Origin of the sequence: Lacrimispora sphenoides (assembly GCF_900105215.1) — a bacterium.
In the GTDB taxonomy this organism is placed as follows: domain Bacteria; phylum Bacillota; class Clostridia; order Lachnospirales; family Lachnospiraceae; genus Lacrimispora; species Lacrimispora sphenoides_A.
In genome coordinates this window covers 1314369-1338345 of the sequence record NZ_FOIP01000002.1, presented here as the reverse complement: position 1 = coordinate 1338345, position 23977 = coordinate 1314369, and the positions used below count along the sequence as shown (strand labels likewise).

General features: G+C 44.4%; 22 protein-coding genes. All 22 read right to left on the bottom strand.

The window, feature by feature from the left end; translation table 11 throughout:
• Positions 1–29: 29 nt before the first annotated feature.
• Positions 30–1037 carry an ABC transporter permease gene (locus tag BMW45_RS22940; protein ID WP_025232955.1) on the bottom strand — a complete coding sequence of 336 codons (1008 nt, stop codon included), beginning with the start codon at positions 1035–1037 and terminating at the stop codon, positions 30–32.
• A gap of 22 nt (positions 1038–1059) precedes the next feature.
• Positions 1060–2562: a sugar ABC transporter ATP-binding protein gene (locus BMW45_RS22935; protein WP_092249422.1), complete on the bottom strand. Its 1503-nt coding sequence runs from the start codon at positions 2560–2562 to the stop codon at positions 1060–1062.
• A 169-nt stretch (positions 2563–2731) separates the two neighbouring features.
• Complete coding sequence (locus BMW45_RS22930) at positions 2732–4177, bottom strand: ATP-binding cassette domain-containing protein (RefSeq protein ID WP_025232953.1); 1446 nt, start codon at positions 4175–4177, stop codon at positions 2732–2734.
• Between the two features lie 20 nt (positions 4178–4197).
• Positions 4198–5217 carry a sensor histidine kinase gene (locus tag BMW45_RS22925; RefSeq protein WP_092249419.1) on the bottom strand — a complete coding sequence of 340 codons (1020 nt, stop codon included), beginning with the start codon at positions 5215–5217 and terminating at the stop codon, positions 4198–4200.
• A 13-nt stretch (positions 5218–5230) separates the two neighbouring features.
• Entirely contained in the window at positions 5231–6838 is a 1608-nt protein-coding gene (locus BMW45_RS22920) for a response regulator transcription factor (RefSeq protein ID WP_092249416.1), read from the bottom strand.
• Positions 6839–6974: 136 nt separating this feature from the next.
• Positions 6975–7718 carry an ABC transporter permease gene (locus tag BMW45_RS22915; protein WP_092249413.1) on the bottom strand — a complete coding sequence of 248 codons (744 nt, stop codon included), beginning with the start codon at positions 7716–7718 and terminating at the stop codon, positions 6975–6977.
• On the bottom strand, positions 7705–8436 hold the full coding sequence (locus BMW45_RS22910) for an ABC transporter ATP-binding protein (RefSeq protein WP_092249410.1): 732 nt from the start codon (positions 8434–8436) through the stop codon (positions 7705–7707). Before BMW45_RS22910 ends, BMW45_RS22915 begins: the two co-directional genes overlap by 14 nt.
• 60 nt (positions 8437–8496) lie before the next feature.
• Entirely contained in the window at positions 8497–9264 is a 768-nt protein-coding gene (locus BMW45_RS22905) for a MerR family transcriptional regulator (RefSeq protein ID WP_092249407.1), read from the bottom strand.
• A 216-nt stretch (positions 9265–9480) separates the two neighbouring features.
• Entirely contained in the window at positions 9481–10368 is an 888-nt protein-coding gene (locus BMW45_RS22900; protein WP_092249404.1) for an RsiV family protein, read from the bottom strand.
• Positions 10365–10856 (bottom strand): RNA polymerase sigma factor, encoded by a 492-nt coding sequence (locus BMW45_RS22895; RefSeq protein ID WP_092249401.1) that lies wholly within the window; start codon positions 10854–10856, stop codon positions 10365–10367. The genes BMW45_RS22900 and BMW45_RS22895 overlap by 4 nt, the downstream gene beginning before the upstream one ends.
• Positions 10857–11314: 458 nt before the next feature.
• Complete coding sequence (locus BMW45_RS22890) at positions 11315–12190, bottom strand: AraC family transcriptional regulator (protein ID WP_092249398.1); 876 nt, start codon at positions 12188–12190, stop codon at positions 11315–11317.
• Between the two features lie 204 nt (positions 12191–12394).
• Positions 12395–13360 (bottom strand): ABC transporter permease, encoded by a 966-nt coding sequence (locus BMW45_RS22885; RefSeq protein ID WP_092249395.1) that lies wholly within the window; start codon positions 13358–13360, stop codon positions 12395–12397.
• Positions 13357–14877 carry a sugar ABC transporter ATP-binding protein gene (locus tag BMW45_RS22880; protein ID WP_092249392.1) on the bottom strand — a complete coding sequence of 507 codons (1521 nt, stop codon included), beginning with the start codon at positions 14875–14877 and terminating at the stop codon, positions 13357–13359. Before BMW45_RS22880 ends, BMW45_RS22885 begins: the two co-directional genes overlap by 4 nt.
• A gap of 30 nt (positions 14878–14907) precedes the next feature.
• Entirely contained in the window at positions 14908–15882 is a 975-nt protein-coding gene (locus BMW45_RS22875; RefSeq protein WP_025232942.1) for a substrate-binding domain-containing protein, read from the bottom strand.
• A gap of 26 nt (positions 15883–15908) precedes the next feature.
• A complete protein-coding gene (gene dhaL / locus BMW45_RS28130) occupies positions 15909–16559 on the bottom strand; it encodes a dihydroxyacetone kinase subunit DhaL (RefSeq protein ID WP_242883214.1) in 651 nt (216 codons plus the stop codon).
• Positions 16556–17554, bottom strand: coding sequence for a dihydroxyacetone kinase subunit DhaK (locus tag BMW45_RS28125; RefSeq protein ID WP_166433458.1), 999 nt, complete (start codon positions 17552–17554; stop codon positions 16556–16558). The genes dhaL and BMW45_RS28125 overlap by 4 nt, the downstream gene beginning before the upstream one ends.
• Complete coding sequence (locus tag BMW45_RS22865; RefSeq protein ID WP_092249389.1) at positions 17547–18407, bottom strand: class II fructose-bisphosphate aldolase; 861 nt, start codon at positions 18405–18407, stop codon at positions 17547–17549. The genes BMW45_RS28125 and BMW45_RS22865 overlap by 8 nt, the downstream gene beginning before the upstream one ends.
• A gap of 45 nt (positions 18408–18452) precedes the next feature.
• Positions 18453–19373 (bottom strand): 1-phosphofructokinase family hexose kinase, encoded by a 921-nt coding sequence (locus BMW45_RS22860; protein WP_092249386.1) that lies wholly within the window; start codon positions 19371–19373, stop codon positions 18453–18455.
• A gap of 139 nt (positions 19374–19512) precedes the next feature.
• Entirely contained in the window at positions 19513–20259 is a 747-nt protein-coding gene (locus BMW45_RS22855) for a MurR/RpiR family transcriptional regulator (protein WP_025232937.1), read from the bottom strand.
• 179 nt (positions 20260–20438) lie between these two features.
• Positions 20439–21458 (bottom strand): substrate-binding domain-containing protein, encoded by a 1020-nt coding sequence (locus BMW45_RS22850; RefSeq protein WP_092249383.1) that lies wholly within the window; start codon positions 21456–21458, stop codon positions 20439–20441.
• A 41-nt stretch (positions 21459–21499) separates the two neighbouring features.
• A complete protein-coding gene (locus BMW45_RS22845) occupies positions 21500–22462 on the bottom strand; it encodes an ABC transporter permease (RefSeq protein WP_092249380.1) in 963 nt (320 codons plus the stop codon).
• Positions 22446–23957, bottom strand: a complete 1512-nt coding sequence (locus BMW45_RS22840) for a sugar ABC transporter ATP-binding protein (RefSeq protein WP_092249377.1) — start codon at positions 23955–23957, stop codon at positions 22446–22448. The genes BMW45_RS22845 and BMW45_RS22840 overlap by 17 nt, the downstream gene beginning before the upstream one ends.
• Positions 23958–23977: the final 20 nt, after the last annotated feature.

Genomic DNA, 23977 nt, shown 5'->3' with positions numbered 1-23977 from the left:
TATCAAAGCCTCAGGCTCCAATACCATCATTATGGTTCTATCTTATTTTTCTTTCCCAGCTTTCCGCTTCGTACAATCACATCAATCAATACGGAGATCACTACAATGGCGCCGATGACAATATTTCGGATTGCAACCGGGGCGCCTGCAAACTGAAGTCCATTCTGGAGCACGCCCCAGATGGAGGCTCCGATTACCGTACCAATTAGAATTCCCTGGCCTCCTAGTGTAGAAACTCCTCCGATTACGGAAGCCGCCACAGCATACATTTCATAGGCATTGCCCGCATCCATGGTACCCATGCCGCTTGTTGCGCAGATCACAAGTCCTACGACGCAGGAGCAAAAAGAGCTGACCAGATAAGCCTTAGTAGTGGTGGCTACAATATTTACCCCGGATAGCTTGGAGGCCTCTATGTTGCTTCCGATTGCATAAATGTGCCGCCCGGTTCTTGTTTTGCTTAATAGGAAATTAAATACCAGCCATAAAACAATGGATATGATCACTGTATTATACACTCCCGCGACCTTTCCATAATAAAAGAAATCCCGAAATCCCCTTGCCCCGTCTCCAATAGCATCGGTATTGTAGTTATTATTGACAATCTGAGCAACGCCCCTGGCAATTGTCATGGTACCTAAGGTTGCAATAAAGGGCGGAAGCTTGCACTTGGCTACCAGTAAGCCGTTGACAACGCCTACGATCAGACAGCACAACAGGGTAAGAATTACCGCAACCCATGGATTCATGCCCTTTGTCATCATGGTCGCAGATATCATGCAGCTCATGCCGACAACAGAACCAATGGACAAATCAATATTGCCAGTGATCAATACATAGGACTGTCCGATGCCGATTAGCAGGATCGGCGCAATCTGACGCAAAAGATTCGCAACATTTTTCCCGGAAAAGAATGTAGGGTTTATGATGCCAAAAACAACGCACATAACGATAAGTCCTAAACTTACGGTGACTACCTGCCCCATCCCGCGAACGGCGAACAGCCTTTTATACCAACTCTGCCTTTTACTATTCATGTTACCTCTCCTTGCCCTTTTCTTAACTGATCTTGCTTTCAAACTGAGTCGCATATTTGAGGATCAGATCCTGTGTCGCCTCAGCTGTCATCACTTCCCCTGTAATTTTCCCGTCACACATGACAATAATCCGGTCGCTGATGCCAAGGACTTCCGGCATTTCCGATGAAACGAACAAAACGCCAATCCCCTTTTGTTTTAATTCGTTCATCAGGTTATAGATCTCTACCTTAGCCGCCACGTCGATACCCCTGGTGGGCTCATCGAAAATCACGACCCGTGAATTCCTTGCAAGCCATTTACCCACCACCACCTTTTGCTGGTTACCGCCAGATAAGCTTCCGGCATCTACCTCTGCGTTCGGCAGCTTGATTTTTAAGGAAACCACTGTTTTATCCGTCATTTCCCTCTCTTTTTTCCTGTTGACGATTCCCAGCTTTCCACATAGCATATCCAGATTGGGAAGAGCGATGTTATCCCGTATGCTGAGTTTGGTACAGAGGCCGTCCTTTTTCCTGTCTTCCGGAGCCAGTACGATGCCTGCTTTTATGGAATCTTCTACATTATGTATAATGACCTCTTTTCCATCCAGGAAAATCTGCCCGGATTCCTTTGGATCCGCTCCAAATATGGCTCTGGTGGTCTCTGTCCTACCCGCCCCCATTAACCCGGCTATTCCCACGATCTCGCCTTCATGCAGCTCCAGATTGATGTCGCGGACCATCCGTCCGGCATTCAAATTGCGGATCTCCAGAATCTTCTTCCCTTTTGGACAGGAGACCCGTGGGAATTTCTGTTTTATTTCACGGCCGACCATGTGAGAAATGATCTCATCCATCCGCTTCTGATCAAAATCCATGGATGTGATAAATCTTCCGTCTCTCATGATGGTGACCCGATCCACGATATGTTTCAGTTCTTCCAGTCGGTGGGATATGTATACGATTCCGCAGCCTTCTGTCTTTAACTTTTTAATAATAGTGAACAGATCTGCGATTTCCTTTGAGGTCAGGGCTGACGTAGGCTCATCCATAATCAGGACCCTGGCATTCATGGAAAGCGCCTTGGCGATCTCAACCATCTGCTGCTTGGATACTGCCAGATTGCCCACCAGTTCCTCTGGATCTAATTCTATATTCATTCGGCTTAAGATCTCGGCTGCCGCCTTGTTCATTTCTTTTTCAGAAAGGATCATTCCCTTTGTCCGTTCCCGTCCCAGAAAAATGTTTTCCGCTACGGTCAAATGCTGGCACATGTTCAGTTCCTGATGGATGATCGCTATCCCAAGATCCTTTGCCTTCTGTGTGGTCATATCCCGGATATTGTCGCCGAAAACTTCGATGGTTCCTCCATCCCTTGGATAGACGCCGCTTAATATTTTAACAAGTGTCGATTTTCCTGCACCATTTTCGCCCAGCAAAGCCATAACTTCTCCTGATTTTAAGTAAAACGAAACATCGTCAAGCGCTTTTACACCAGGGAATGTCTTTATAATATTCTGCATCCGCACAATATCTTCCTGCATACCTATCACCCTCATATTTCTCTCAAATTCTAGCTTCTGTAAACAGTATATCATCGGAAATCCATGGATAGTAGGGGAGATTCTTCCGTTTAAGGGGGGTATTCTTTGGCAATCAAATCCTTTGCAGAAATGAAAAACAGGCAGCCAGACCGCCTGTTAATCCTATTCATTACCAGCCTACTTTATAAAATTCCTCTTTCGCGTATTCTGCTGCCACCTTTCCATCCTGCAGAATTATCATCCGGTCTGATACATCCATGTTGTCGGCAAGGTTGCTGGTGAGAATGAGTACCGAAATCCCACTGTTTTTCAGCTCCTGGATCAGATCCAGCACATAACGCCTTAAGTACATGTCCCCCTTTGCCAGCGGCTGTACGCACACAGCGACCTTAGGGTGAAGGAGATGGATCCGGTAATAGGCAAGGCCGTATCTTTCCCGCAGGCTTAAACGGTCAATCTTTCCAGCATCAATACAGGGCCCCACCTTTTTCATATATTCTTTCCGCACACTGCGAAGATGGCTGCGCTTTAAATTCCCGAACAACACCTTCCGGTCCAGAAGAAACGTCAGGTTTTCCATATAGCTCATATCCCTAAACAGGAAGGTTTCTGCCGGGTCATCAGGAATAACAGCTACCCCCTCCTTAAAAAAGTCCGTGGGCTCCTCTCCTGCAAAGGCCCTTTCTCCCAGGTAAATCCTGCCGGCCCGGATTCCCCTGCTGCCGGAGAGAACCTCCACCAGAGGCTCCCAGGTCTGGTTATCCGTATCCAGGATCATCAGACATTCCCCTTTTCGCAGAGAAAAACCCACTGGCTCTTTTCCATTCAAATGTACGCCATCTAATTTAAGAACAGCCTCCTCCTTAGGTTCCCGGATCTGGCTGCCGGATAAGTCAAACGATATGGTGTAAGGCTGAAGGGCCGTTTCCACCATTTCTTCTTTTTCAAATACCTTCCATATGATTCCCTGATGAAATAGAGCCGCCCGGTCCGCAATCTGGAACACCTCCTGATGATGGTTTCCCATATAAAGGAATGCGGTCCCCCGCTTTGCCTGTTCTCTGATAATGTCCTGAAACTGTTTTAGTTCCATCTGGCTTAAGAAATTGCTGATCCTATCCAGGATAATGAACCGGCACCCAGCCAGAATGGCTTTTAAAAGCTCAGTCACACAGCGCTCAAAGGCGCTTAAGGTTGAAACCCGGCGTTTGGGATCAATGGACAGCCCCAGCTCCGCCATCAAAAGCTCCACCTGATGATCCAGCACCCTGCTGTTAATAATATACTTTTTAAATCCCTTCCGCATAACAAACAGGTTATCAGATATGGTCAGGCTGTCTATAAGCCGTCCCCTCTCCTCAATGACATAAACCCGGTTGTCAGTAAAGTCCGCGTGGGAATAATGATTTACCCGGTCTCCTTCATAGTACACTCCGCCAAAGCTTATGGGAATGTTATGACAGATGAGGCGGATCAATTGGGAACAGCCCTTTGCGTCGGATATGATGAGCCCCATAATTTCTCCCTGGAGAATATAAAAATCCAGATTATCCAGATAACGCTCTCCATTTTCCTCCAGGGTAACATGATTCAGCCGGAGAATTTCCTTTCTCATCTCATCACCTCTCTGTCCTGTTAATCCTTTACCAGAGGAAGGGATATCTCCACATCCGTCCCTGCCTCCACCTGGCTGTAGACGTGGATGCCATATTCCTCTCCAAAGAGCAGCTTAATTCTGTTATTGACATTCTGGATTGCTATGCCGCCTTTCCGGTCTATATCAGGGTTCACGTCGTCTAAGGATAAGCTTTTAAGCTTTTCATTTAACATCTTCACCCTTTCGGCCTCCATCCCAAGTCCGTCATCTGATATCTTGATGATCAACCGGGAATCCGTCACCGAAATTTTAATGATCAGATGCCCTTCTCCTATTTTCCGCTCAATCCCGTGATAAATGGAATTTTCAACAACCGGCTGCAAAGTCAGCTTTGGCAGACGGTATTGCAGAATCTCCATTTCATCCAGCTCTTCTGAACATGCATACTGGATATTCAGCTGTAATTTTTTACCGAAGCGGAACTGTTGGATATAATAGTAGTTTTCAATATTTGCAAGCTCATCCTCTAAGTTTACCAGATGGTCTACATTGGAAATAGTATAGCGGAAAAAGGTAGCAAGGGCCTCCGTCATCTCCGCTATGCTGTCCACGCCTAGGCTCAGCGCCTCACTCCGTATTCCTTCCAGAGTATTGTACAAAAAATGAGGGTTGATCTGGTTTTGCAGGGCAAGATATTCCGCCTGCTTTTTTGAAACATTAATCAGTTCCCTGGTTCCAAGCATTTCAAAAAACCTTTGATTTACTTTCTCGGATTCCGGGCAGTAGGGATAGCGTATTTTTAATAAGTCATTTAATACACTGCCAGAGGCAAACTGCCGTTCCACCCGTTTGGTCTCCTGCATGGGCTTATAAATTCCATAATATCCGTTGTAAAAAAACAGGACCAAGAGAACAGAAGCCGCCATTATAAGCCAAATTTGCTCCGGCTGACCCCTGGTTAAGTACAGGGCATAGCAAAGCAAAAGCATGAATCCGGTCAAAATACCTGCCAATAGAAGAATCACTCTGACGGACAGAAACCGTAATTTTTCCTTCATGATATGCCTCCCATCAGGAATAAAGCTTCCGATACTCGTTTGGCTTTAAACCGGAATATTTAGTAAAGTTCTTTGTAAAATACTTTACATCGCTGTAGCCCACTTCCTCACATATGGAAGCAACACTTAAATTTGTTTCTTTTAGAAGGCCTTTCGCCTGTTCCATACGCACCTCGGATAAAAACTCCAAAAAGTTCTTTCCTGTCTCTTTCTTAAACAGGGAACTGAAATATGTAGGATTGAATCCGGCGACTTCACTGACTGTTTCTAAGGTAATGGCTTCCCTATAATGGTCTCTGATGTATTTTTTAGCGATTCGGATGGGTCGGTTATTCTCCTGCATCTTTCCGGCCACGGCCTTATCATAGGAAGCGGAAATCTCTTTTATGAGATAACGAAGGACCTCTCTTGCAGAAGAACAAAATTCCACACCCTGATTAAACCGTTCCATAAAATTCTGTTCAATGGCGATCTTATGATTTTTCATAAAAAACAAATATAGATTGCAGACCTCTCTGCACATTTGCAGAATTTCATGCCCGGTCATATCCGGCTGCTCCAAAAGCCCGTCTTTCAGTTTCATCAGGCAATCCCCCACCTGCTGCCTGTCCAGACTTTCCAAAGCCGTGTTCATGTTCTGGTTAAACTGAGTGAACCACTGGCTTGAAGCCAGATGGAAAGAGCTGCGCAGCTCCCCCTCCAGGAGTTTGCCGTTTCCGGCCACCAGGCGCTGCTCCACTAAGTACCTGGCGGATTTGAGAGAACTCCTTAGCTGGGCGATATTCCATACAGTTGTTCCGAACCCAATGGTCACTCGAAGCCCTTCCAGAATAGATTCCAGCACAGCAAGCTCATTTAATATATTTTTGCATTGCCGGCGGATGAGTTTCCTGTTTTCCTCACCATAATTCAGGAATAGATAAATATGGCTGTTTTCCACATACAATTCCCAGTCATATACATGGCCTTTCAGCATCTGCTCTGCAATCTGAGTTGTCTTTTCTGTCAGAAATTCCAGGTTTTTCTCGTCAGGCATGGAAATTCCATCAAATTTGACACAAACGATCTGAAAGCACCCCTGTTTTAACTGATAATAATACTGCTTATTGATTTCTTCCAGGCTGGAGCAGTCCTGTTCGCTTCGGTCCCGGTACAAGACATTGGAAAACCAGGTGGTCCGCAGCCTCTCCGCGTCACTCTTCCTTGCCAGCCTGACCCGCTCCTCGTAGGTCAGCTGCTCGCTTTTTTCATTATACCTTACTCTTATTTTTTCCAGAGTTTCTGTTAGTTCCTGTTTTTTGATTGGTTTTAACAAATAATCGCTGACCCCATATTTGATCGCTGTCTGGGCATATTCAAAATGGCGGTATCCGCTGATGATCACAAATTCCACGCCTACATTCAGTTCCCGGGTCTTTTTCACCAGATCCAGGCCGTCATATCCCGGCATCCGGATATCTGTAATCACTACATCAGGAGAAAGGGCTTCTATCTTTTCAAGCGCCTCGATCCCATTATTTGCCACACCGCTGAGCTTCATATCCAGTGCTTGCCAATCGATCAGCTTCTCGATCAGCTGGCAGATCTTTTCTTCATCATCTGCTATCAATACTTTTAACATGATTAACCCCCTGCTTTGCCCCGATTCTTTTGTCATTATATCATGTTCGTCCGGGTGAAGGAAGTAGTGTGAAAAATAAAAAGCGGCCATAAATTATAGACGCGGTAAGCTCTGTCAGGCCGATTAATCCAATCTCTCATTCCCACTTGAAAAAGCGTAAGGAAATACTGATACATATCACCGCAATGGCGATCATCACCATAACCGGAATGAAAACCCTATCCATTGGCAGCCCCAGTGAGGCCGCCTTAAGAAGTTTAATTCCCTGAGTCAGCGGAAGGAGGTCTGCAGCTTTTTGAAATGCAGCAGGCATCACCTCGTAAGGCAGAGTGGCACCTGAAAAAATAAGCATTGGAAAGTACAACAGGCTGGCGGCGGCACCGGCTATTTTCGTGTTCGGTGCAATTCCGCCCACCAGCATCCCAATGCTGAACATGGACAACATGACCAACAAGTATGCCCCTAGAAATGGAAGCCACGAGCCTTTTAATTGAAATCCAAAAAATAGCGCTCCAGTTGTATATATCAGGATAAGGGATGCAAACGAATAAAGTGCGTAAATAGCAACCTGCACCGCCAGGATAAGAGCAGGATCAGCGGGCGTTACCTTAAACCGCTTTAAAATCTTTCTGCTTCGATAATCAGATACAACCAGGGGAAGCCCCATCACGCCTCCGGCACATATGGCAATGGCTGATACCGCACCAAAGGATTGTTCCAGGAACGTATATTCTGCACCATCAAAAGCGGGTTTGTCTCCAAAAACTGCTCCTAAGATTACAACCACGACAACCGGCATACAAATAGCAAAAATAAACATGTCCAGCCCACGAAGAGATAATTTTCCTTCTGTTTTAAGTAACGTTTTAAATGTTTTCATATTCACCCTCCCCGTCTGTGTACCAAAGATATGCATCCTCAAGCTTTTCATAAGGACTTGCTGTGACCGCTTCTTTTATGGAACCGTAAAATATGCTCTTCCCGTTCTTCAAAATCATAATCCTGTCACAAAGGGCTTCCACCTCATCCATAAAATGAGAGGTCAGCAAAATGGTGATACCTCTTTCTTTTAACTGGGAAAGGCTCTTCCACACTTCCCGCCGTGCCCTGGCATCCAATCCTGTTGTAAGCTCGTCTAAAAACACGACTTCTGGATCTGGAATCAGCGCAAGCACGATAAAAAGCCGTTGCTTCTGACCTCCTGAAAGTTCACTGACCAGATTATTTGACTTTTCCGAAAGCCCGAACTGCTCCAGTAGAACACCATAATCCAGGGTGCTTTTGTAAAGCGAAGCAGTAACTTCACAAAGCTCATCTACCTTGATTTTGTCCTGATAATTGGCTTCCTGAAATTGAACACCGACCCTCTCAAAAAGTTTTTTCCTGTCTTTTTGCGGATTCAATTCCAAAATGGATACCGTTCCGCTATCCTGTTTTTTCGTTCCCAGGATACATTCAATTGTGGTGCTTTTACCTGCACCGTTTGCTCCAAGCAAGCCAAATACTTCCCCACGGCAAATTGAGATATTAATATTCTCTATCGCTTTCACTTGGGCGTAAGACTTGCACAGTCCTTTTACTTCTATGGTTGTTTCCATGTGATAAAATCCCTCCTTTTTCTTTTCACAAAAAGAATAACACCAGAGCAAAGTCTGGTGTCAAAGTGTAGGGTTTATTTCAAATTGTTCTTTCATCTTCTCAAGGTGCGCCAGCATAACTTTCGCATTTTCCTCCGCAAATTGCAAAGAAGTGAGAAGCTTATCACATACGGAAATGATATCATCGTTTTCATCCGGTGTATCAATCACCTGCCGGATATCTGCTTTTGGATTTTGGGATAATGTATTCAGCATTCGTAAAATTGCCGAAAGGGAGTAATTCCCACAACGCAGGGAACGAATGATTTTGAGCCGCCGAATATCCTCATCCGTATAAACCCGGTAGCCGTTTTGTTTTCGTTTTATAGTGAGCAGGCCATTCATTTCCCAATTTCTTAAAGCCTCCATTGAAATTTGTAAATAATCGGCCGTTTCTTTTCTGGTTAAAACCATTGCACCAGATTCTTGATCCTGGCTGCTGCCTGATAACAGCTTTTGAGTGATCTCTATGGCTTCCTCCGCATTACTTTGCTCATTTTTTATCTGCTGCAAATAATGTTCCGTCAAATTAATCGCCTTGTCAAAACTTCCGGTAGCAGAGGTCTTAATAATGGTAATTGCCTGTTTTCTCAATCCATTTTGTAAAACCTCAACCTTTAGTGCTATTCTTACGAACTTAATCTGCTCCATATGAAAATCTGTAAAAATGCGATAACCGTTTGCCCTCCGCTCTGGTTTGGGTATAAGCTCAAGTTCTTCATAAAGACGTACCGTATTGGGATGGATTCCTATACTATGCGCAATTTCGGATGTCATGTAAGTTTTCATTCAATCTATCACCACCATTCTATTCCACCATAATAGCATCATTTAAAAGTCTGGTGTTATAGTGGAGAGTTCAATTGTAACTAATAAGAATAAAAAGTGCAAGGTGGAGATGATACCGGCCTGCCTGCAAAAGGAAACAAGCATATCGTCCATCGTAAACGATACGCTTGTTTTACAGTCAGCCAGCTTTACAGAGCTATGAACACGATTCGCTCTTTACCTTACTATTTCAAATTCGACTGACCCGGCAGCTCCTGGTGCTATCTCATATTTGTCAAAAACTATAACCGGATTTCCATTATCCTTCATATAAAATTTTGTCTCATCAGTAATGCTTTCGAAACCGCCCTCCTCAGGAGTAAAAAATGGAATACCAATTTCCTTTGATTTTTCCTCCATCTGGCTATTAATGCTCTCGTTTGCTTTATTGATGTAATCCTCTCCAAGAACATCTCCTAGTGATAATAGCTTTCCTGATTTTAGATCTATGTTATAGTACTTTTCCTGACTGTAGGCAGAGGTCCAGCTCTCTGTTCCCCTCACCACAAAAGAAAGATAGTCATCGCTTTGAGCCTTGATCTCATACCACACCTTAATCTCGATCTTATGTTCCGCCCATTCTGCCTCTGTTCCTCCTGTATCTAAAAACGCCTGTTTATATTCCTGTGCACGCTCCAATGATTCATCCGCATATTTGCTGCAGATTTCCTGGATTTCTTCATTTATTTGCTTGGAAAGTCCATGAGTGTCGTTTTGGATAAATTCCACTCCCGGCACTTCTACCGAAATTTTTTCATCCCCAACAGTCTTTTTATAGGAGCTTACGGTCAGGACCCGGGCGATGGCACCTACAACCGGAATCTGGTGTACCTCCTCTGCAAAAGCTGTGTTTATATTCAGCGCCGCAGTAAATGTAATAAGGAAAGCTGCCGCTGTTCCCACTCCCCATTTATAGTACCGTCTCTTTCCATTCCCATTATGATTCGTGGTGCTAGTTGCTTTTCTTCCTTCAAACTGCTCGATGGCACCCTGTATGCGTCCGCTTAATTCCTCGGGAATGGGAGTCTCATCGTATCTTTTTTTTGCATCATCCAACTGGTTCATAAGTTTACCTCCTGAATATTCTGCTTTAACAATTTTAAGCCTCGGTACAATCTAGCCTTTACCGTGTTTAAATTGGCACCGGTGATCTCTGCAATCTCTTTCAGCGACATTTCTTCAAAAAAACGAAGCTTAATGATGTTTTGTACTTCTATATCCAACCGGTTGATCTCGTGATAAAGGTCATCCGATGGTTCAAAGCCCTGTTCATAATAGGGGATCTCCAGACCCAGGTCTTCTCCTGAGGCGATCTCTTTTTTATTTTTCTTGAGGAAATAAATGCTCTCGTTTACAAGAATCCTGTAAAACCATGTTTTAATGGCATCTGTATTTTTTAAAGATTCATAATGATCCAGCGCTTTTAATACCGCATTCTGAACAATATCCAGTGCATCCTCCTGGTTTTGGGCGTAGCTGAATGCGAGCCGGTAAAACTTTTTCTGGTTTTCAATGATGTAGCCTGTCATCTTATCATAGTTCTCTTGTCTCATTTGTTACCCTTTCTGTCTTTTAACAGACATTTTTGCCGTTCTGTTATATAGATGATTTCAGATGCAAAAAAGTTGCAGAAAATGAAAAACAAGGCTCTGAAAATTCAGAAGCCCTGTTTTTATATGCTTTGCACTATTACCATTTAATCCATTATTATTATTTCACCTTTGAGCTTGAATTTATTCTATTAACGTAATTGTAACCAAACAGCATGTGACGCAATTCGGTATCCTATGTTTTTTCATAATTTCCATACCTCTATCATTACATAACTGAGTCAAAATATCAAGCAGGGCTTCGTCTTCCCCTCTTTATACTCTAAGTAAAGCGGCGGCTTTGAATCGATTCGATTACAAAACCGCCGCTTAATTATACATTTTTCAATTGGTATAACATATTGCCTGCCAAATGACGGCTTTTTATATGCCGTCCGGCAGTTTAAAATGTCTTCGAGAATTTAACCGTTAATTTTGCGGACAGGGATCCATATCTCACTTTTATAATCTGCCCTGCTCGTATCAGGGGTTTCATTCCACAATAACTCCGGTCCCCCGGTCAATTCATATCCCGATGCCGGGAACCATTCCCCATAAATCTTAGCCCATGTGTCCTGTATCGCCTCTGGAAATGGACCAACCGCTTTAAATACCGCCCAAGTAGATGCCGCGACATGAAGGATATCATAGCCGTCAGAAGCCGTTTTGGAAGTAGCAACTCCGATATACTGGTCAAGCTGTGAGCCTTCCGTGGTACGCTCATGAAAATTCGCAGAAACACTGAGCATTCCTTTTGGTTCCATGTCGCATAATCCTTTTAGCTCATCAATAATTTGAGGAGTTAATTTTTGTACCAATGAGTCCATCTGTGGATTGATCCCTTTAAATTGCACTGTAATTCTTTTTTTAAATCCAACAACATAAAATTCGTCTTTTTCGACAACCCGATAATTCATTTCTATTCCTCCTTTGATTGTTAATTGAAAGGTCATTGGAGGCAGGACTTTAAGTTCAGTGTTTGTTTTTTTGGCTTGCGAAGGGGTTACTCCATGCATCACTTGAAAAGCTTTACTAAAAGCTTCAGGTGATTCATAGCCAAGCTGTAATGCTAAATCAATGACTTTTACCGAATCGTTCTGTAACATCAGTCCTGCTGCCGACAGCCGCCTGCGGCGAATATATTCACCTAATGGCATTCCTGCAAGAAAAGAAAACATTCTGCGAAAATGATATTCTGAACAGCCGGATATACGTGCGATTTGACCCGGTTCAATATCAAGCATCAAGTTTCTTTCAATATATGCCATTGCATCATTAAATTGAGCCAGCGTATTCATTGCCTGATTCCTCCTTTCAAAACAATCATACCTGAGATTTAGATATAAATCCTGATATTTTTGATGCGGATAAACACAGATTTAGTTATCAATAAAGGAATCCTTGCTTTCATGAGGTATTCTTCCTCTTCCGGCTTCATTGTATCATGCTATGCTTCTGGTTAAAAGAAGTAATCTATGCCGGAAACTATATCATTACCAGCATCACTCATTGCTCTGTAACCGGTCAATCACCACTGCAATGAGAATAATAACTCCCATGGCAATGGTCTGCCAGTAAGAGGATATGCCTAACAGACTCAATGCATTATTTATGATTCCGATGACAAAGAGTCCAAAGATCGTCTGCACCATACCGCCCCGTCCCCCGGACATACTGGTGCCTCCCATAGCTACAGCAGCAATGGCATTCAGCTCATATCCGGCTGCAGCTGTTGCCTGACCGTTCTGCAGTTTAGAAGCCAATACAGCACCAGCAAGGGCCGCTAAGATTCCGCAGATAATATAAACGGACATTTTGATCTTCCTGACCTGGATTCCGCTGAGCTTTGCAACCTCCGTATTGCTTCCTACCGCATAAATGTATCTGCCGTAACAGGTTCTTCCAAGAATAAAAATGGCAGTACCAATCACCAAAAACATGAGTATGACAGATACCGGCACCGGACCAACCGAGCGAAGTCCTACCCAGCCAAAAGAAGCCGGAAGTCCGAATATCGGTTTTGCATCTGTAAAAACATATCCCAGACCTCTTGCGGCATTCATCATCGCCAGTGTGGCGATAAAGGGCGGAACGTTTAAAACAGATACAAATAATCCGTTGATGCTGCCGCAAATTCCTCCGACCACTACAGATGCTGCCACAATCACACACAAGCTCAGCCCTATGCCGGCATCCGGAAACAGCTTGATGCAGGCTGCTGCTGCAATACCGGCAAGTGCCGCAACAGAGCCAACGGATAAATCAATTCCATCAGAAAGAATCACAAACGTCATGCCGGTTGCAATCAATGCATTAATTGCAATTTGAATCAATACATTCTTAAAGTTACCGATGGTTGCAAACCTGGGAACAAACATCAGGCAAAGTGCAAACAAAAGGATCAGGAAAATCAGCATGGTATTATCTTTTGCAAATGTCAGATATTTATTTGGTTTTTGTTTATTCATTCTTTTGCCCTCCCGGAACTTTCTGTGCTGATACTTGCCAAACCCATGATTTTTTCTTCCGAAGCCTCTTTGGTATCTATAAATCCTGAAACAGTCCCTTCCCTCATGATCATAATCCGGTCTGCAACTCCAAGAATTTCTGGCAGATCAGAGGAAACCATGATAATGCTGCCTCCGGCCTCTACAAACTCCTTCATCAAGTTGTAGATTTCAGCTTTTGCATTGACATCAATCCCCCTGGTAGGCTCGTCCATGATCAAAATACGGGAGCCTGCAAGAAGCCACCTTGCAATGACCACCTTCTGCTGGTTACCACCTGAGAGATTTCTAATCCTGGTCTTGATCCCGGGAGTTTTCGTCCCCATCTTTTTCACATATTCCTCTGACGCCGCCTTTTCCCAGGCGAAGTCGATCAATCCCTTTTTAGACCTTTGAAACAAGCTGGATAACGTCGTATTGATGGCTACATTCTTTTCAAGAAGCAGCCCCTGGCCCCTTCTGTCCTCCGGAACAAGGCCAATCCCGGATGCAACCCCATCCTTTACAGATTTCGGCCGGTATGGTCTGCCATCGACAAACATAGAACCAGAGTCCGGGGCATCCGCTCCGAAAACAGTTCTCATCACTTCTGTCCGTCCAGCACCGATCAAACCTGCAACACCCAGGATTTCTCCCCTTCTCAGCTGAAACGAGACATTGTGGAACGTGCCGCCTCGTCCCAGGTTTTCTACGGATAACACAATTTCATCCTTCACTGCATTTTCTGACCGGAAATAGAACTGCTTCATTTCTCTTCCGACCATCTTGTTGATCATTTCTTCTTCTGAAATTTGAGATAGGGGCAAAGTTATAACAACCTTTCCATCCCTTAAAATCGTAATATCATCCCCTATTTCGCGTATCTCCTTCAAACGGTGGGATATGTAAATAACCGCTACATTTTCTTCCTTTAAAGACTTTATGACTTTAAACAAGGCCCCCACTTCCTTTTCCGACAAGGAGGAGGTAGGCTCATCCATGATGACCATTGAACTGTTTTGGGATACCGCCCTGGCGATTTCGACCATCTGCTTATCCCCATTGGCCAGCTTTCTGATAAATGTCCTGGGGTTTATTTGCATTCCCAATGATTCCAGCAGCTTACCGGCTTCCTGATTCATCTTCTGCTTATCAATCAGCCCTAAGGGGGTTTTTGGTTCCCTTCCAAGGAAGATGTTCTCAGCAATCGTCAGATCCGGAATCACACTGAGCTCCTGATGGATCACACTGATTCCTTTCCCTAAGGATTCTCTGGTGTTTTCAAATCTTTCTTTATTTCCTCTGACTATCAGATTCCCTTCATCCGATTGATATACCCCTGAGATAATTTTAATAATTGTAGATTTCCCTGCACCATTTTCCCCCAGCAGAACGTGGACTCTGCCAGGGGAAAAATTGATGGAAACGTCATTCAGTGCTTTTACGCCAGGGAAGGATTTACTAATGTGTTCTAAAGCAACGAAAGCCTGTTCTTTCATTGCATCTCACTCCTTCCGTTGTAGGTTTTATTATTTTAAGTTGCTTGCGTCAACCACTCTCGGCGGAATCGGAATTAATTTTTCAACAGATTCACCGGCCAGATGCTTCTTAATGCATTCCAATGTTGTTATTCCAATGGCTGACGGATCCTGAGCAATATCAGCAATCCAGTTTCCGCCGCTTAAAATCGCTTCAACACCTTCCGGGTTTCCGTCAAAACCAATCACTTTTACATTACTTCCCACCGCATCAATGGAGGACATGGCGCCTACGGCCGCGGGATCGCCGACGCAAAATACCACATCAAGGTTTTCATGCTTTAACAGCATATTCTGCATAACTTCTGCCGCTTTTCCCTGGTCTCCTGAATAGTTCTGTACATCCACAACCGATACATCGGGAGCATTTTTACTAAGCCATTCTGTGAACCCTTTTTCACGCTGTACGCAGCCTTCAATCTCTGCATATGTAATAACTGCCGCCTGACCGGCTTTTTGTTTCAGGATATGTTCTACCGCATATTCTGCAGCCAGTTCTCCGCCTCTGTAATTATCGGTTGAAATATGGCTGATTACTTCTCCATCCGACGCAACATCCATGGTAAATACCGGTATACCGGCTGCATCAGCCAGTTCCACCATGGATTTACTTCCGGCGGAGTTGGTTGGACAAATAACGATAGCATCTACTTTTTGTGTAATGAAATCCTGTACCTGATTCAGCTGTTTGTTGCCGTCTCCGGCCGCATCCTGGATGATCAGCTGATATCCCATTTCTTTTGCCTTTTCATTCATAGCTGCCTCTATGTTATTATAGAAAACATGCGCATTGTTTAACAGGCTGACACCCACTGTGATGCTTTTGTCATTGGTTTCCTTAGGCTTTGAAGCCTCCTCGCTTCCCGCATTTGTTGCCACTGCCGGTTCCTGTGCGGCTTTCTGGCATCCCGCCAGACTCAAAACTACTGCTCCTGCAACTAAAAATCTCTTTAATGCTTTCTTCATGTTGCGTAACCTCCCATAATTTTTATTTATATCAAGTTATTTGATACCCAATCCGACATAGCCTGGAAAATCAGCCATACGGATGTAGCACCCGCATCCTGCAGTCCAATCGCCTTGTCCCCGTAATATTTAGCCCTTCCAAATCTGGCTTTTATCTCTTTTGTATATTCAACACCCTTTTTTGCTGCTGTTGCGGCCATGGAGAATCCCTCATGGATGGTCAGCCCTTGGGAAGCGGCGTGTTCTAACGCAGCAACGGCTGGCTCCAATGCATCCACCATAGTCTTATCCCCGACCCTGGCCTTCCCTCTTTGCATAATGGCATCCAGGGATACCCGGAAGCTTTCCGCAAAATCCGAAAGCCCAAAACAACAGGATGGTTCTCGACGGATAACACCGCTGATAAACATGGTACCAAACAAAACGCCTGAGGCTCCTCCCATGGTATCAAGCAGTATCCGCCCCAATTCCTGAAATACAGATTCCACGGATTCTGCTTCCAGGGAAGGAAGCTGTTCCAGGACCGCTTTAAATCCCAGTTCCATTCCCGTGCCATGATCTCCATCGCCTATTTTCATATCAATTTCTGTCAGATACGGCTCATTTATCACAATCCGGTCGGCAACACACAGAAAAAGCTGCTTTACCTGATCCGCATTTAGTTGATCCACATTCATCTGCTGCCTCCTTGAAACCGGAATAATGGGGATTTACAGGGTTTTTGATATAATTCTTTCAACTCATCATCAAGGATCAGTATTGATACGGAAAAGCCACCGGTTCCCTGAGGTGAAAAAAGGGTATCAATAAATGAATGAACATTGACAATTCCGTTTGCCTCTGCAATTTCACTCACTTTCCGGCTTACGATGCAAAGTTCCAGCATGCTGGTAAATCCGTAACCATTCACCATAAATGCAGCCTCACAGCCTGCCGGGACCTCATTTAACAACTGTTCCATGAGCGCTTCTGTTATCGCATCTGCTGACGAGAGCTCTTCCCGTTTCGTTCCGGGCTCTCCATTAAATCCCATTCCAAACTCCACAAAGCCATCCGGAAGCTCGCACATCGCCTCTCCTGATCCGGGCATATATCCCGGGGAGGTTGTTACACCAAAGGTTCTGGTGTTTTTGACTGCTTTCTCAACCAACCGTTTCATTTCTTCCAGACCATAGCCTTCTTTTGATGCTGCCCCCGCAATTTTAACCACAAAGGAAATTCCTGCTATCCCCCTGCGTTCCTCCTTTTTTTCCAGGGGAGCCGACGAAATATCATCGGATACATAAATGCAATGGGACTTAATTCCTTCCAATTCGGCCAGCTCCCGCACCAGTTCAAAATTCAGCACATCTCCGGCATGATTTGCCGCGATAAAAATGACGCCCTTATCATGAGGCACTGACCTTGTTACTTCCAATACGGTACGGGAAGGCGGCGCCGTATAAACATTTCCCAGGGCAGCTCCGTCAGCCAGGCCATCTCCTACAAATCCCAGAACCCACGGTTCATTCCCAGATCCTCCGGCAATGACCACCGACACCTTATCTTCTTCCCTTTTATTTTTAATACCCATAACGCCAGGTACCTTGCAGTACAGGTCCGGATTTAAGGATAGATAGCCTTCCAGCATCTCCGGTACCATCCGCTCCTGGCTATTGATCAGCTTATTCATAATTTCCTGCTTTCCCCCCGCTGCCACAAACTGAAATTTTGTTCCATACATACTGCTTTACAGACTCTCGGCCTCTTTTGCCATAAGTTTTTGGATCAATAACGGATTGGTTTTCTTTTAGAACCGCTTTCACCCCTTCGCTAAATGCGATTCGTAAATCCGTCGCATAATTGACTTTACAAATGCCTTCCCGGATGCATTCCTGCACCGTTTCATCTGCAAGCCCGGAGGTTCCATGGAGAACAAGGGGTATGGAAACCTTCTTCCTGATTTCCTTTAGTATATCAATGCGGATATTGGGAACCCCGGAATATACGCCATGTGCGGTTCCGATGGATACCGCAAGATAATCGATCCCTGTCTTTTCCACAAAATAAGCGGCTTCATCCGGTGATGTGAATCCTCCGTCGCCGCCCTCCAGATCATCTTCCTTTCCTCCCACACGCCCCAGCTCCCCTTCGACCGGTATGCAAGACGGATGGCAGGCATCCACAACGGACTTTGATATAGCCGCATTCTCTTCCATGGACAAATGGGAACCGTCTATCATAATGGAGGTATATCCCTCACGAAGGGCCTGCATCGCCAGTTCAAAGCTGCTGCCATGATCCAGGTGAAGCGCCACAGGGACAGAAGCGCGTTCGGCTGCTGCTTTTACATTCGCATAGTACAGGTTTAAGCCTCCGTATTTTACTGTAGACGGCGTCGTCTGCAGAATCACCGGCGCGTGAAGCTCCTCCGCCGCATCTATGACAGCCATAACCATTTCCATGTTTTCCACATTAAAGGCACCGACTGCATAGTTTCCTTTTTGGGCATCAAGTAACATTTTTTTAGAAGTAACTAACGGCATTTTTCTCTCTCCTATTCTTGTGACAATCATGAAACAGCCTCATGTTTATTCCACCCTTCTTACATCAATTTCCTTCTCATAATCATCTACCTTATCCATGGGTCCCAATCCGTTGCTCTCAGCCACGTTTGCCCCTACTGCCGCAGAACGCTTTAATGCTTGTTCTACCTCCCCCGGCTGATCAAGCCATACGCTTAAAAATCCGGCGAGGCATGCATCTCCCGCGCAGGCAGAGCTGACCAGCTCAACGTTCTTTGTACCTGCAAAAAATACAGATTTCCCATTATAAAAATAGGATCCCCGGTCCCCCAGTGTAATAAGGATATTTTGTGCCCCCTTCTCGTGCAGATAGTGGAGGGCATCGACCATATCAGCTTCATCCCGCATAATGATTCCAAAGATATCTTTTACTTCCTCATCATTGGGCTTAATTAAGTATGGTCGGTAATGCATCAAGTCCTTTAAGTAATCGGAACTGATATCTAAAATTACCTTTACCTGTTTTTTTCTGCATATTTCCATTACCTCATCATAAAACTGGTTTCCGATCCCCTTTGGCAGGCTTCCGCTGATTACCAGCGTATCTAAATCAGCAAGTCCGTTCATAATCCGGAGCATATCCTCCTGCTTCCGGTCAGATACATAGGACCCTTCATTTACAAACTTGAACTCCTCTTTCCCATCGTTTATAAAAATATTAATCCGTGTGATATCTTCCACCCAGACCGGAAAGGTTTCAATGGATTTCTTCTGAGTCTCTTCAACGATATACTTTCCTGAAAAATCTCCGAAAAAGCCAAGAACTTTTGATTGGATATGGAACCGTTTCAAACAATAGCTTACATTCAGCCCCTTACCATTGGGAGTATAAACAGCACCATACGTCCGGTTTACTACTTTTGCCTGTATCCCATTGGTTGAAATATTCATATCAATCGCAGGATTTGTAGTCAAAGTATAGATCATCTTCTATTGCACCTCACCTTTTTTCAGAACTTCTGCTCATTTGCCATTATATATAGAAATCCCATGAAAATCTTTTCAGAAATTGAAAACCCGGCAAAGCCAAGATACAAAAAAAGGGCCGGATTTTTCATCCGCCCTGTTATTTCTTTCGATAGGTTGATATGTAATCAATGATAATTCTGCAAATCATATGCAATGCAATTCTTGATGAGACTTCAAATTCTTTGATTGCCTGATGGGAATGCTTATATCCGATAAGGGAATAATTGCTGTATAACAACAGTTTGGACTTCTCATTACAGCAACAGGTAATCACTCGGTTTCCACGGTGAAAGGCTGTAAATGCAGAGGCGATCAGCTCTGGAGTTTCTCCGTTTAAAGACAAGAGAAACAAAACATCGTCTGCCTTTAGTTTTGAAGCTTTTACCTGCATGATGTTGGGATCGTCTGTGTAAAAGACATCATAGTCCAGAAGCTGAAGCTTTAAAGAAAACTCCTGCCCAACATAAGTTGTCGGCCCTCTTGCGAAAACTGATATCTGCCGGGCAGAATCCAGGCATTTAATAATCTCCAGAACATCGGTAAGGGAAATACGTTCATGAACTTTCTGTGCCTCAATAAGGGTTTTATTGAGTATTTCATTTATGCCTTGTATTTCCTCGCTCTTTGCCTTATTAACGGAGCGGTACCGGAGCTCATTGAATCCGTTTAATCCGCACTTCCGGATTGCTCTGGAAACGGTAGAGGGAGAAGAATAGGTCTCAAATGCGATATCAACAATTGACATCTCAGGAAGGGTATCTTCATGTGTATTAATAAAATTTACGATTTCAAGCTCAGTTTTTGTTAATTTATCTACGGTCTTTGGATCAAGCGATATGATCATGACAACACCTCCTGTCTCATATTTTTGAATCCGGCTCATCATTATTAAAAACTGTAGAAATTATATCACAAACAATAACGAAAATCTTTTCATAATTTACAAATATTGACACGCCCCAAAAAAACTGCGGCATCAGACCGATTAATCCAGCCTGATGCCGCAGCTAATAAAAATATCGATTATTCTTTTGTAACTAAATCATTTACGTTATCAGCAGTTACCAGTTCGTTGTCCAAAATCACATACTTGTCTACGTCTTTGCCCTGCAGATAATTGTATGCAGAGTTCAAAATAGCTTTTCCAAGGAAGAAAGGCGGTTCTGCAATTGTTGCATTAACCTTTCCTGCTTTAATGGCCTCAATGGTGTCATCAATGGCATCGCAGCCGATCATGGTAATCTCGTCCAGACGGCCGGCAGCTTCGATCGCTTCCAAAGCTCCAAGAAGCATTTCATCGTTGGCTGCATATAATCCGTCGATGTGGTCGTTGGCCTGAAGGATGTTCTCCATAATGCTCATACCCTTGGCACGGTCAAAATCTGCAACCTGGCAGGCAACGATCTTCATGTCAGGATGCTGGCTTATGGCTTCGTTAAAGCCCTTGGAACGGCTCTGAGCCACATTGGTTCCCATAATACCCTGGATTTCTACGATATTTCCTTTGCCTCCAAGTGTATCTACCAGATACTCGCCGGCCAGTTTACCGGATTTGATGGCATCGTAACCGATATGAGAAACCACTTCTCCGCCGCTTGCCTCACGGTCCATGGTAAGCACCGGGATACCGGCTTCGTTACATGCTTCTATGGAAGATACGATTGCATCCGAGTCACAAGTATCGATGATGATGCAGTCCGGTTTCTTGGTGATCAAGTTTTCTACATCCTTCATCTGAATTGATGGATCATCCTGCGCATCTGTAATATAAAGTTCTACTCCTAATTCGTCTGCGGCTTTCTGTACCCCGTCTTTTACATCCACAAAGAATGGATTTGTCTGAGTATTCATAGCAAGTCCGATTACGTATTTCTTCTCCCCTGACTTAGCCTCTGCTTTAGCTTCCGCTGTTGTCGTAGCTGCTTCTGTCTGTGCGGTCTCCTGTTTGGTTTCAGACGCCTTCTCTCCGCTGCTGCATCCTGCCAATGATGCAAGGACAAATCCTGCGGCTGCTACTGCTGCCATGTGTTTTCTTTTGATCATAATCTTTTTCCTTCCCTTCTTTTTTACATTAATAGTTTTATTTATTCTGCTTTCGCAGATAAATCCTTAACCTTTTTGTCCACCAGAACTGCAATGAGAACAACTGCGCCCTTTACAATATTGGTGGCGTGGGGATTTACATTCATAAGCGTAAGAATATTATCGATAATTCCCATGATCATAGCACCTACCACAGTAGGCAGCACAAATCCGGTTCCGCCGCTTAAGCTTGTACCTCCAAGTATGACCGCTGCAATGGCATCCATCTCGATCCCCTGTCCGCTGGTGGATTGTGCAGACCCCAGTCTGGCTGTTAAAACCACTGCCGCAATGCCGCTTAAAAAGCCATTAATGATGTAAGCCATCCATTCCGTCTTTTTTACGGATATTCCGGATAAACGGGCGGCTTCCCGGTTTCCGCCAAATGCATAAATGCTGCGTCCAAAGCTGGTTTGCGTCAATATGTAGTGTGCCAGCAGGAAAAGTGCTATCAGTATAATAACAGGCACCGGAATCCCCAGAACCGTACCTTTTCCAATAAATTTATAGGAATCTACCTTGACCGGAATGGGAGAGCCTTTGGTGTAGACCAAAACACATCCCCGAAGAAGGGTCATCATGCCAAGGGTAGCAATAAACGGAGGAATCCCGCATTGGGAAATAAAAAATCCATTTACGATTCCGCAGGTAATTCCGATTGCAACTGCTGTAAGTACCGCCAGAAAGGTATTGCCGGTGGAAGCCAGCACACCGGAGGCTACAACCCCAGCAAAGCCCAGAATGGAACCTACGGACAAATCGATTCCGCCGGTAAGAATCACAAAGGTCATGCCGCATCCGATGATGCCGGCAACTGTCACCTGCTTAAAAACATTAAACAGGTTGGAAACACTTAAAAAGCTTTCTGACAAAAAGGCGGCAAAGATACAGATTACCAGTAAGATCAAAACCGAGCGATATATATTAATTTGGTTGATTAACCGTTTCTTAGTTTCCTGATTCATTTTCACTTACCCCTCCAGACGCATGTGCTAATATTTTTTCCTGATTCATTTCCTGTTTGGAGATTTCTAACACCGTTCGTCCTTCCCGCATAACAATGACGCGGTCACTGACCCCAATCAATTCAGGAAGATCCGTAGAAATTACAAGAATGCTCTTTCCCGCTTCCGTCAGCTTGTTCATAATGGCATAGATCTCCGCCTTGGCCCCAACGTCGACTCCTCGTGTGGGTTCGTCTAAAATCAGAATATCAGAATCCGCTAAAAGCACCTTTGCAAACACTACTTTCTGCTGGTTTCCGCCGCTTAACTTTCCGGCAAGCTGCTGTGCAGAACTGACTTTAATATTAAGCGCTTTCACCTGTTCCTTTACACGGTCCATTTCCAGCCTGTTATCCAGCCGGAATCCTTTGGTCAGCTTTTTTAGAGAAGACATGGAGATATTTTCTTTGATGCTTCTTAATAAAACAAGCCCCTCCTGCTTCCTGTCATCTGAGACAAACCCGATTCCTGCTTCTAAAGCTTTTCTGGGAGAAGAACAATCCTTCTTTTTACCATGTACATAAATTTCTCCGCTGTCCATTGGAATGGCACCGTAAATCAGCTTGGAAAGTTCTATTGTACCGGCACCCAAAAGGCCTGTAATCCCTAAAATTTCTCCTTTGTGAAGCTTTAAGCTGACATCATGGACCCCACGGCTGTTTACTTTCCTGGCTTCAAATACCACTTCCTGGGTTTTGTAATCTCTCACCGGATACAGATTGGATACATTGCGTCCGACCATCATGGATACCACATCATCATAATCCGTCTCTCCAATGATTTTTGATGCAACGAATTTTCCGTCGCGGAAAACGGTTAGACGGTCCGAGATCTGAAAGATCTCATCCATGCGGTGGGATATGTAAATGATTGCAATTCCCTTTTTCTTCAGTTCCTCAATTGTCCGGAAGAGAATCTGGATTTCCTCATCTGCCAGTGCTGCGGTAGGCTCATCCATAATGATGATTTTTGCCCCGATGGTCAGGCACTTGGCAATCTCCGTCATCTGAGCCTCTGCCACTGACAGATTCTTTACCTTAGTCTTTGCACTGAATTTTAAGCCCAGATGATCCAGATTCTCCTGTGCATCCTGGTACAGTCTGTTCCAATCCACTTTCCCCAATGGACTTACCGGAAGTCTTCCAAGATACATGTTTTCTGCTACCGACATCTCCGGAACCATATTAAACTCCTGATAGATCATGGCGATTCCATGTTTTTCCGCATCTTTGGCAGAATGAAACACCACTTCTTTGTCATCCAGATACATAGCACCGGAAGTATAAGGCTGTGCTCCCGCGATTATTTTCATCAAGGTAGATTTTCCTGCCCCGTTTTCTCCGCACAGGGCATGGACTTCTCCCTCAAAGATCTCCAGATGAACCCCGTCAAGAGCCTTGACACCGGGAAACGTCTTTACGATTGATTCCAGTTTTAAAACTAACCTTCCTCCCATATGTTTTCACCACTTCCCCT

What these genes read in the sequence shown, in the direction of transcription:
- BMW45_RS22940 (WP_025232955.1), bottom strand. Translation starts at nt 1,037, where the DNA reads ATGAATAGTAAAAGGCAGAGTTGGTATAAAAGGCTGTTCGCCGTTCGC.
- BMW45_RS22935 (WP_092249422.1), bottom strand. Translation starts at nt 2,562, where the DNA reads ATGCAGGAAGATATTGTGCGGATGCAGAATATTATAAAGACATTCCCT.
- BMW45_RS22930 (WP_025232953.1), bottom strand. Translation starts at nt 4,177, where the DNA reads ATGAGAAAGGAAATTCTCCGGCTGAATCATGTTACCCTGGAGGAAAAT.
- BMW45_RS22925 (WP_092249419.1), bottom strand. Translation starts at nt 5,217, where the DNA reads ATGAAGGAAAAATTACGGTTTCTGTCCGTCAGAGTGATTCTTCTATTG.
- BMW45_RS22920 (WP_092249416.1), bottom strand. Translation starts at nt 6,838, where the DNA reads ATGTTAAAAGTATTGATAGCAGATGATGAAGAAAAGATCTGCCAGCTG.
- BMW45_RS22915 (WP_092249413.1), bottom strand. Translation starts at nt 7,718, where the DNA reads ATGAAAACATTTAAAACGTTACTTAAAACAGAAGGAAAATTATCTCTT.
- BMW45_RS22910 (WP_092249410.1), bottom strand. Translation starts at nt 8,436, where the DNA reads ATGGAAACAACCATAGAAGTAAAAGGACTGTGCAAGTCTTACGCCCAA.
- BMW45_RS22905 (WP_092249407.1), bottom strand. Translation starts at nt 9,264, where the DNA reads ATGAAAACTTACATGACATCCGAAATTGCGCATAGTATAGGAATCCAT.
- BMW45_RS22900 (WP_092249404.1), bottom strand. Translation starts at nt 10,368, where the DNA reads ATGAACCAGTTGGATGATGCAAAAAAAAGATACGATGAGACTCCCATT.
- BMW45_RS22895 (WP_092249401.1), bottom strand. Translation starts at nt 10,856, where the DNA reads ATGAGACAAGAGAACTATGATAAGATGACAGGCTACATCATTGAAAAC.
- BMW45_RS22890 (WP_092249398.1), bottom strand. Translation starts at nt 12,190, where the DNA reads ATGAATACGCTGGCTCAATTTAATGATGCAATGGCATATATTGAAAGA.
- BMW45_RS22885 (WP_092249395.1), bottom strand. Translation starts at nt 13,360, where the DNA reads ATGAATAAACAAAAACCAAATAAATATCTGACATTTGCAAAAGATAAT.
- BMW45_RS22880 (WP_092249392.1), bottom strand. Translation starts at nt 14,877, where the DNA reads ATGAAAGAACAGGCTTTCGTTGCTTTAGAACACATTAGTAAATCCTTC.
- BMW45_RS22875 (WP_025232942.1), bottom strand. Translation starts at nt 15,882, where the DNA reads ATGAAGAAAGCATTAAAGAGATTTTTAGTTGCAGGAGCAGTAGTTTTG.
- dhaL (WP_242883214.1), bottom strand. Translation starts at nt 16,559, where the DNA reads ATGAATGTGGATCAACTAAATGCGGATCAGGTAAAGCAGCTTTTTCTG.
- BMW45_RS28125 (WP_166433458.1), bottom strand. Translation starts at nt 17,554, where the DNA reads ATGAATAAGCTGATCAATAGCCAGGAGCGGATGGTACCGGAGATGCTG.
- BMW45_RS22865 (WP_092249389.1), bottom strand. Translation starts at nt 18,407, where the DNA reads ATGCCGTTAGTTACTTCTAAAAAAATGTTACTTGATGCCCAAAAAGGA.
- BMW45_RS22860 (WP_092249386.1), bottom strand. Translation starts at nt 19,373, where the DNA reads ATGATCTATACTTTGACTACAAATCCTGCGATTGATATGAATATTTCA.
- BMW45_RS22855 (WP_025232937.1), bottom strand. Translation starts at nt 20,259, where the DNA reads ATGATCATATCGCTTGATCCAAAGACCGTAGATAAATTAACAAAAACT.
- BMW45_RS22850 (WP_092249383.1), bottom strand. Translation starts at nt 21,458, where the DNA reads ATGATCAAAAGAAAACACATGGCAGCAGTAGCAGCCGCAGGATTTGTC.
- BMW45_RS22845 (WP_092249380.1), bottom strand. Translation starts at nt 22,462, where the DNA reads ATGAATCAGGAAACTAAGAAACGGTTAATCAACCAAATTAATATATAT.
- BMW45_RS22840 (WP_092249377.1), bottom strand. Translation starts at nt 23,957, where the DNA reads ATGGGAGGAAGGTTAGTTTTAAAACTGGAATCAATCGTAAAGACGTTT.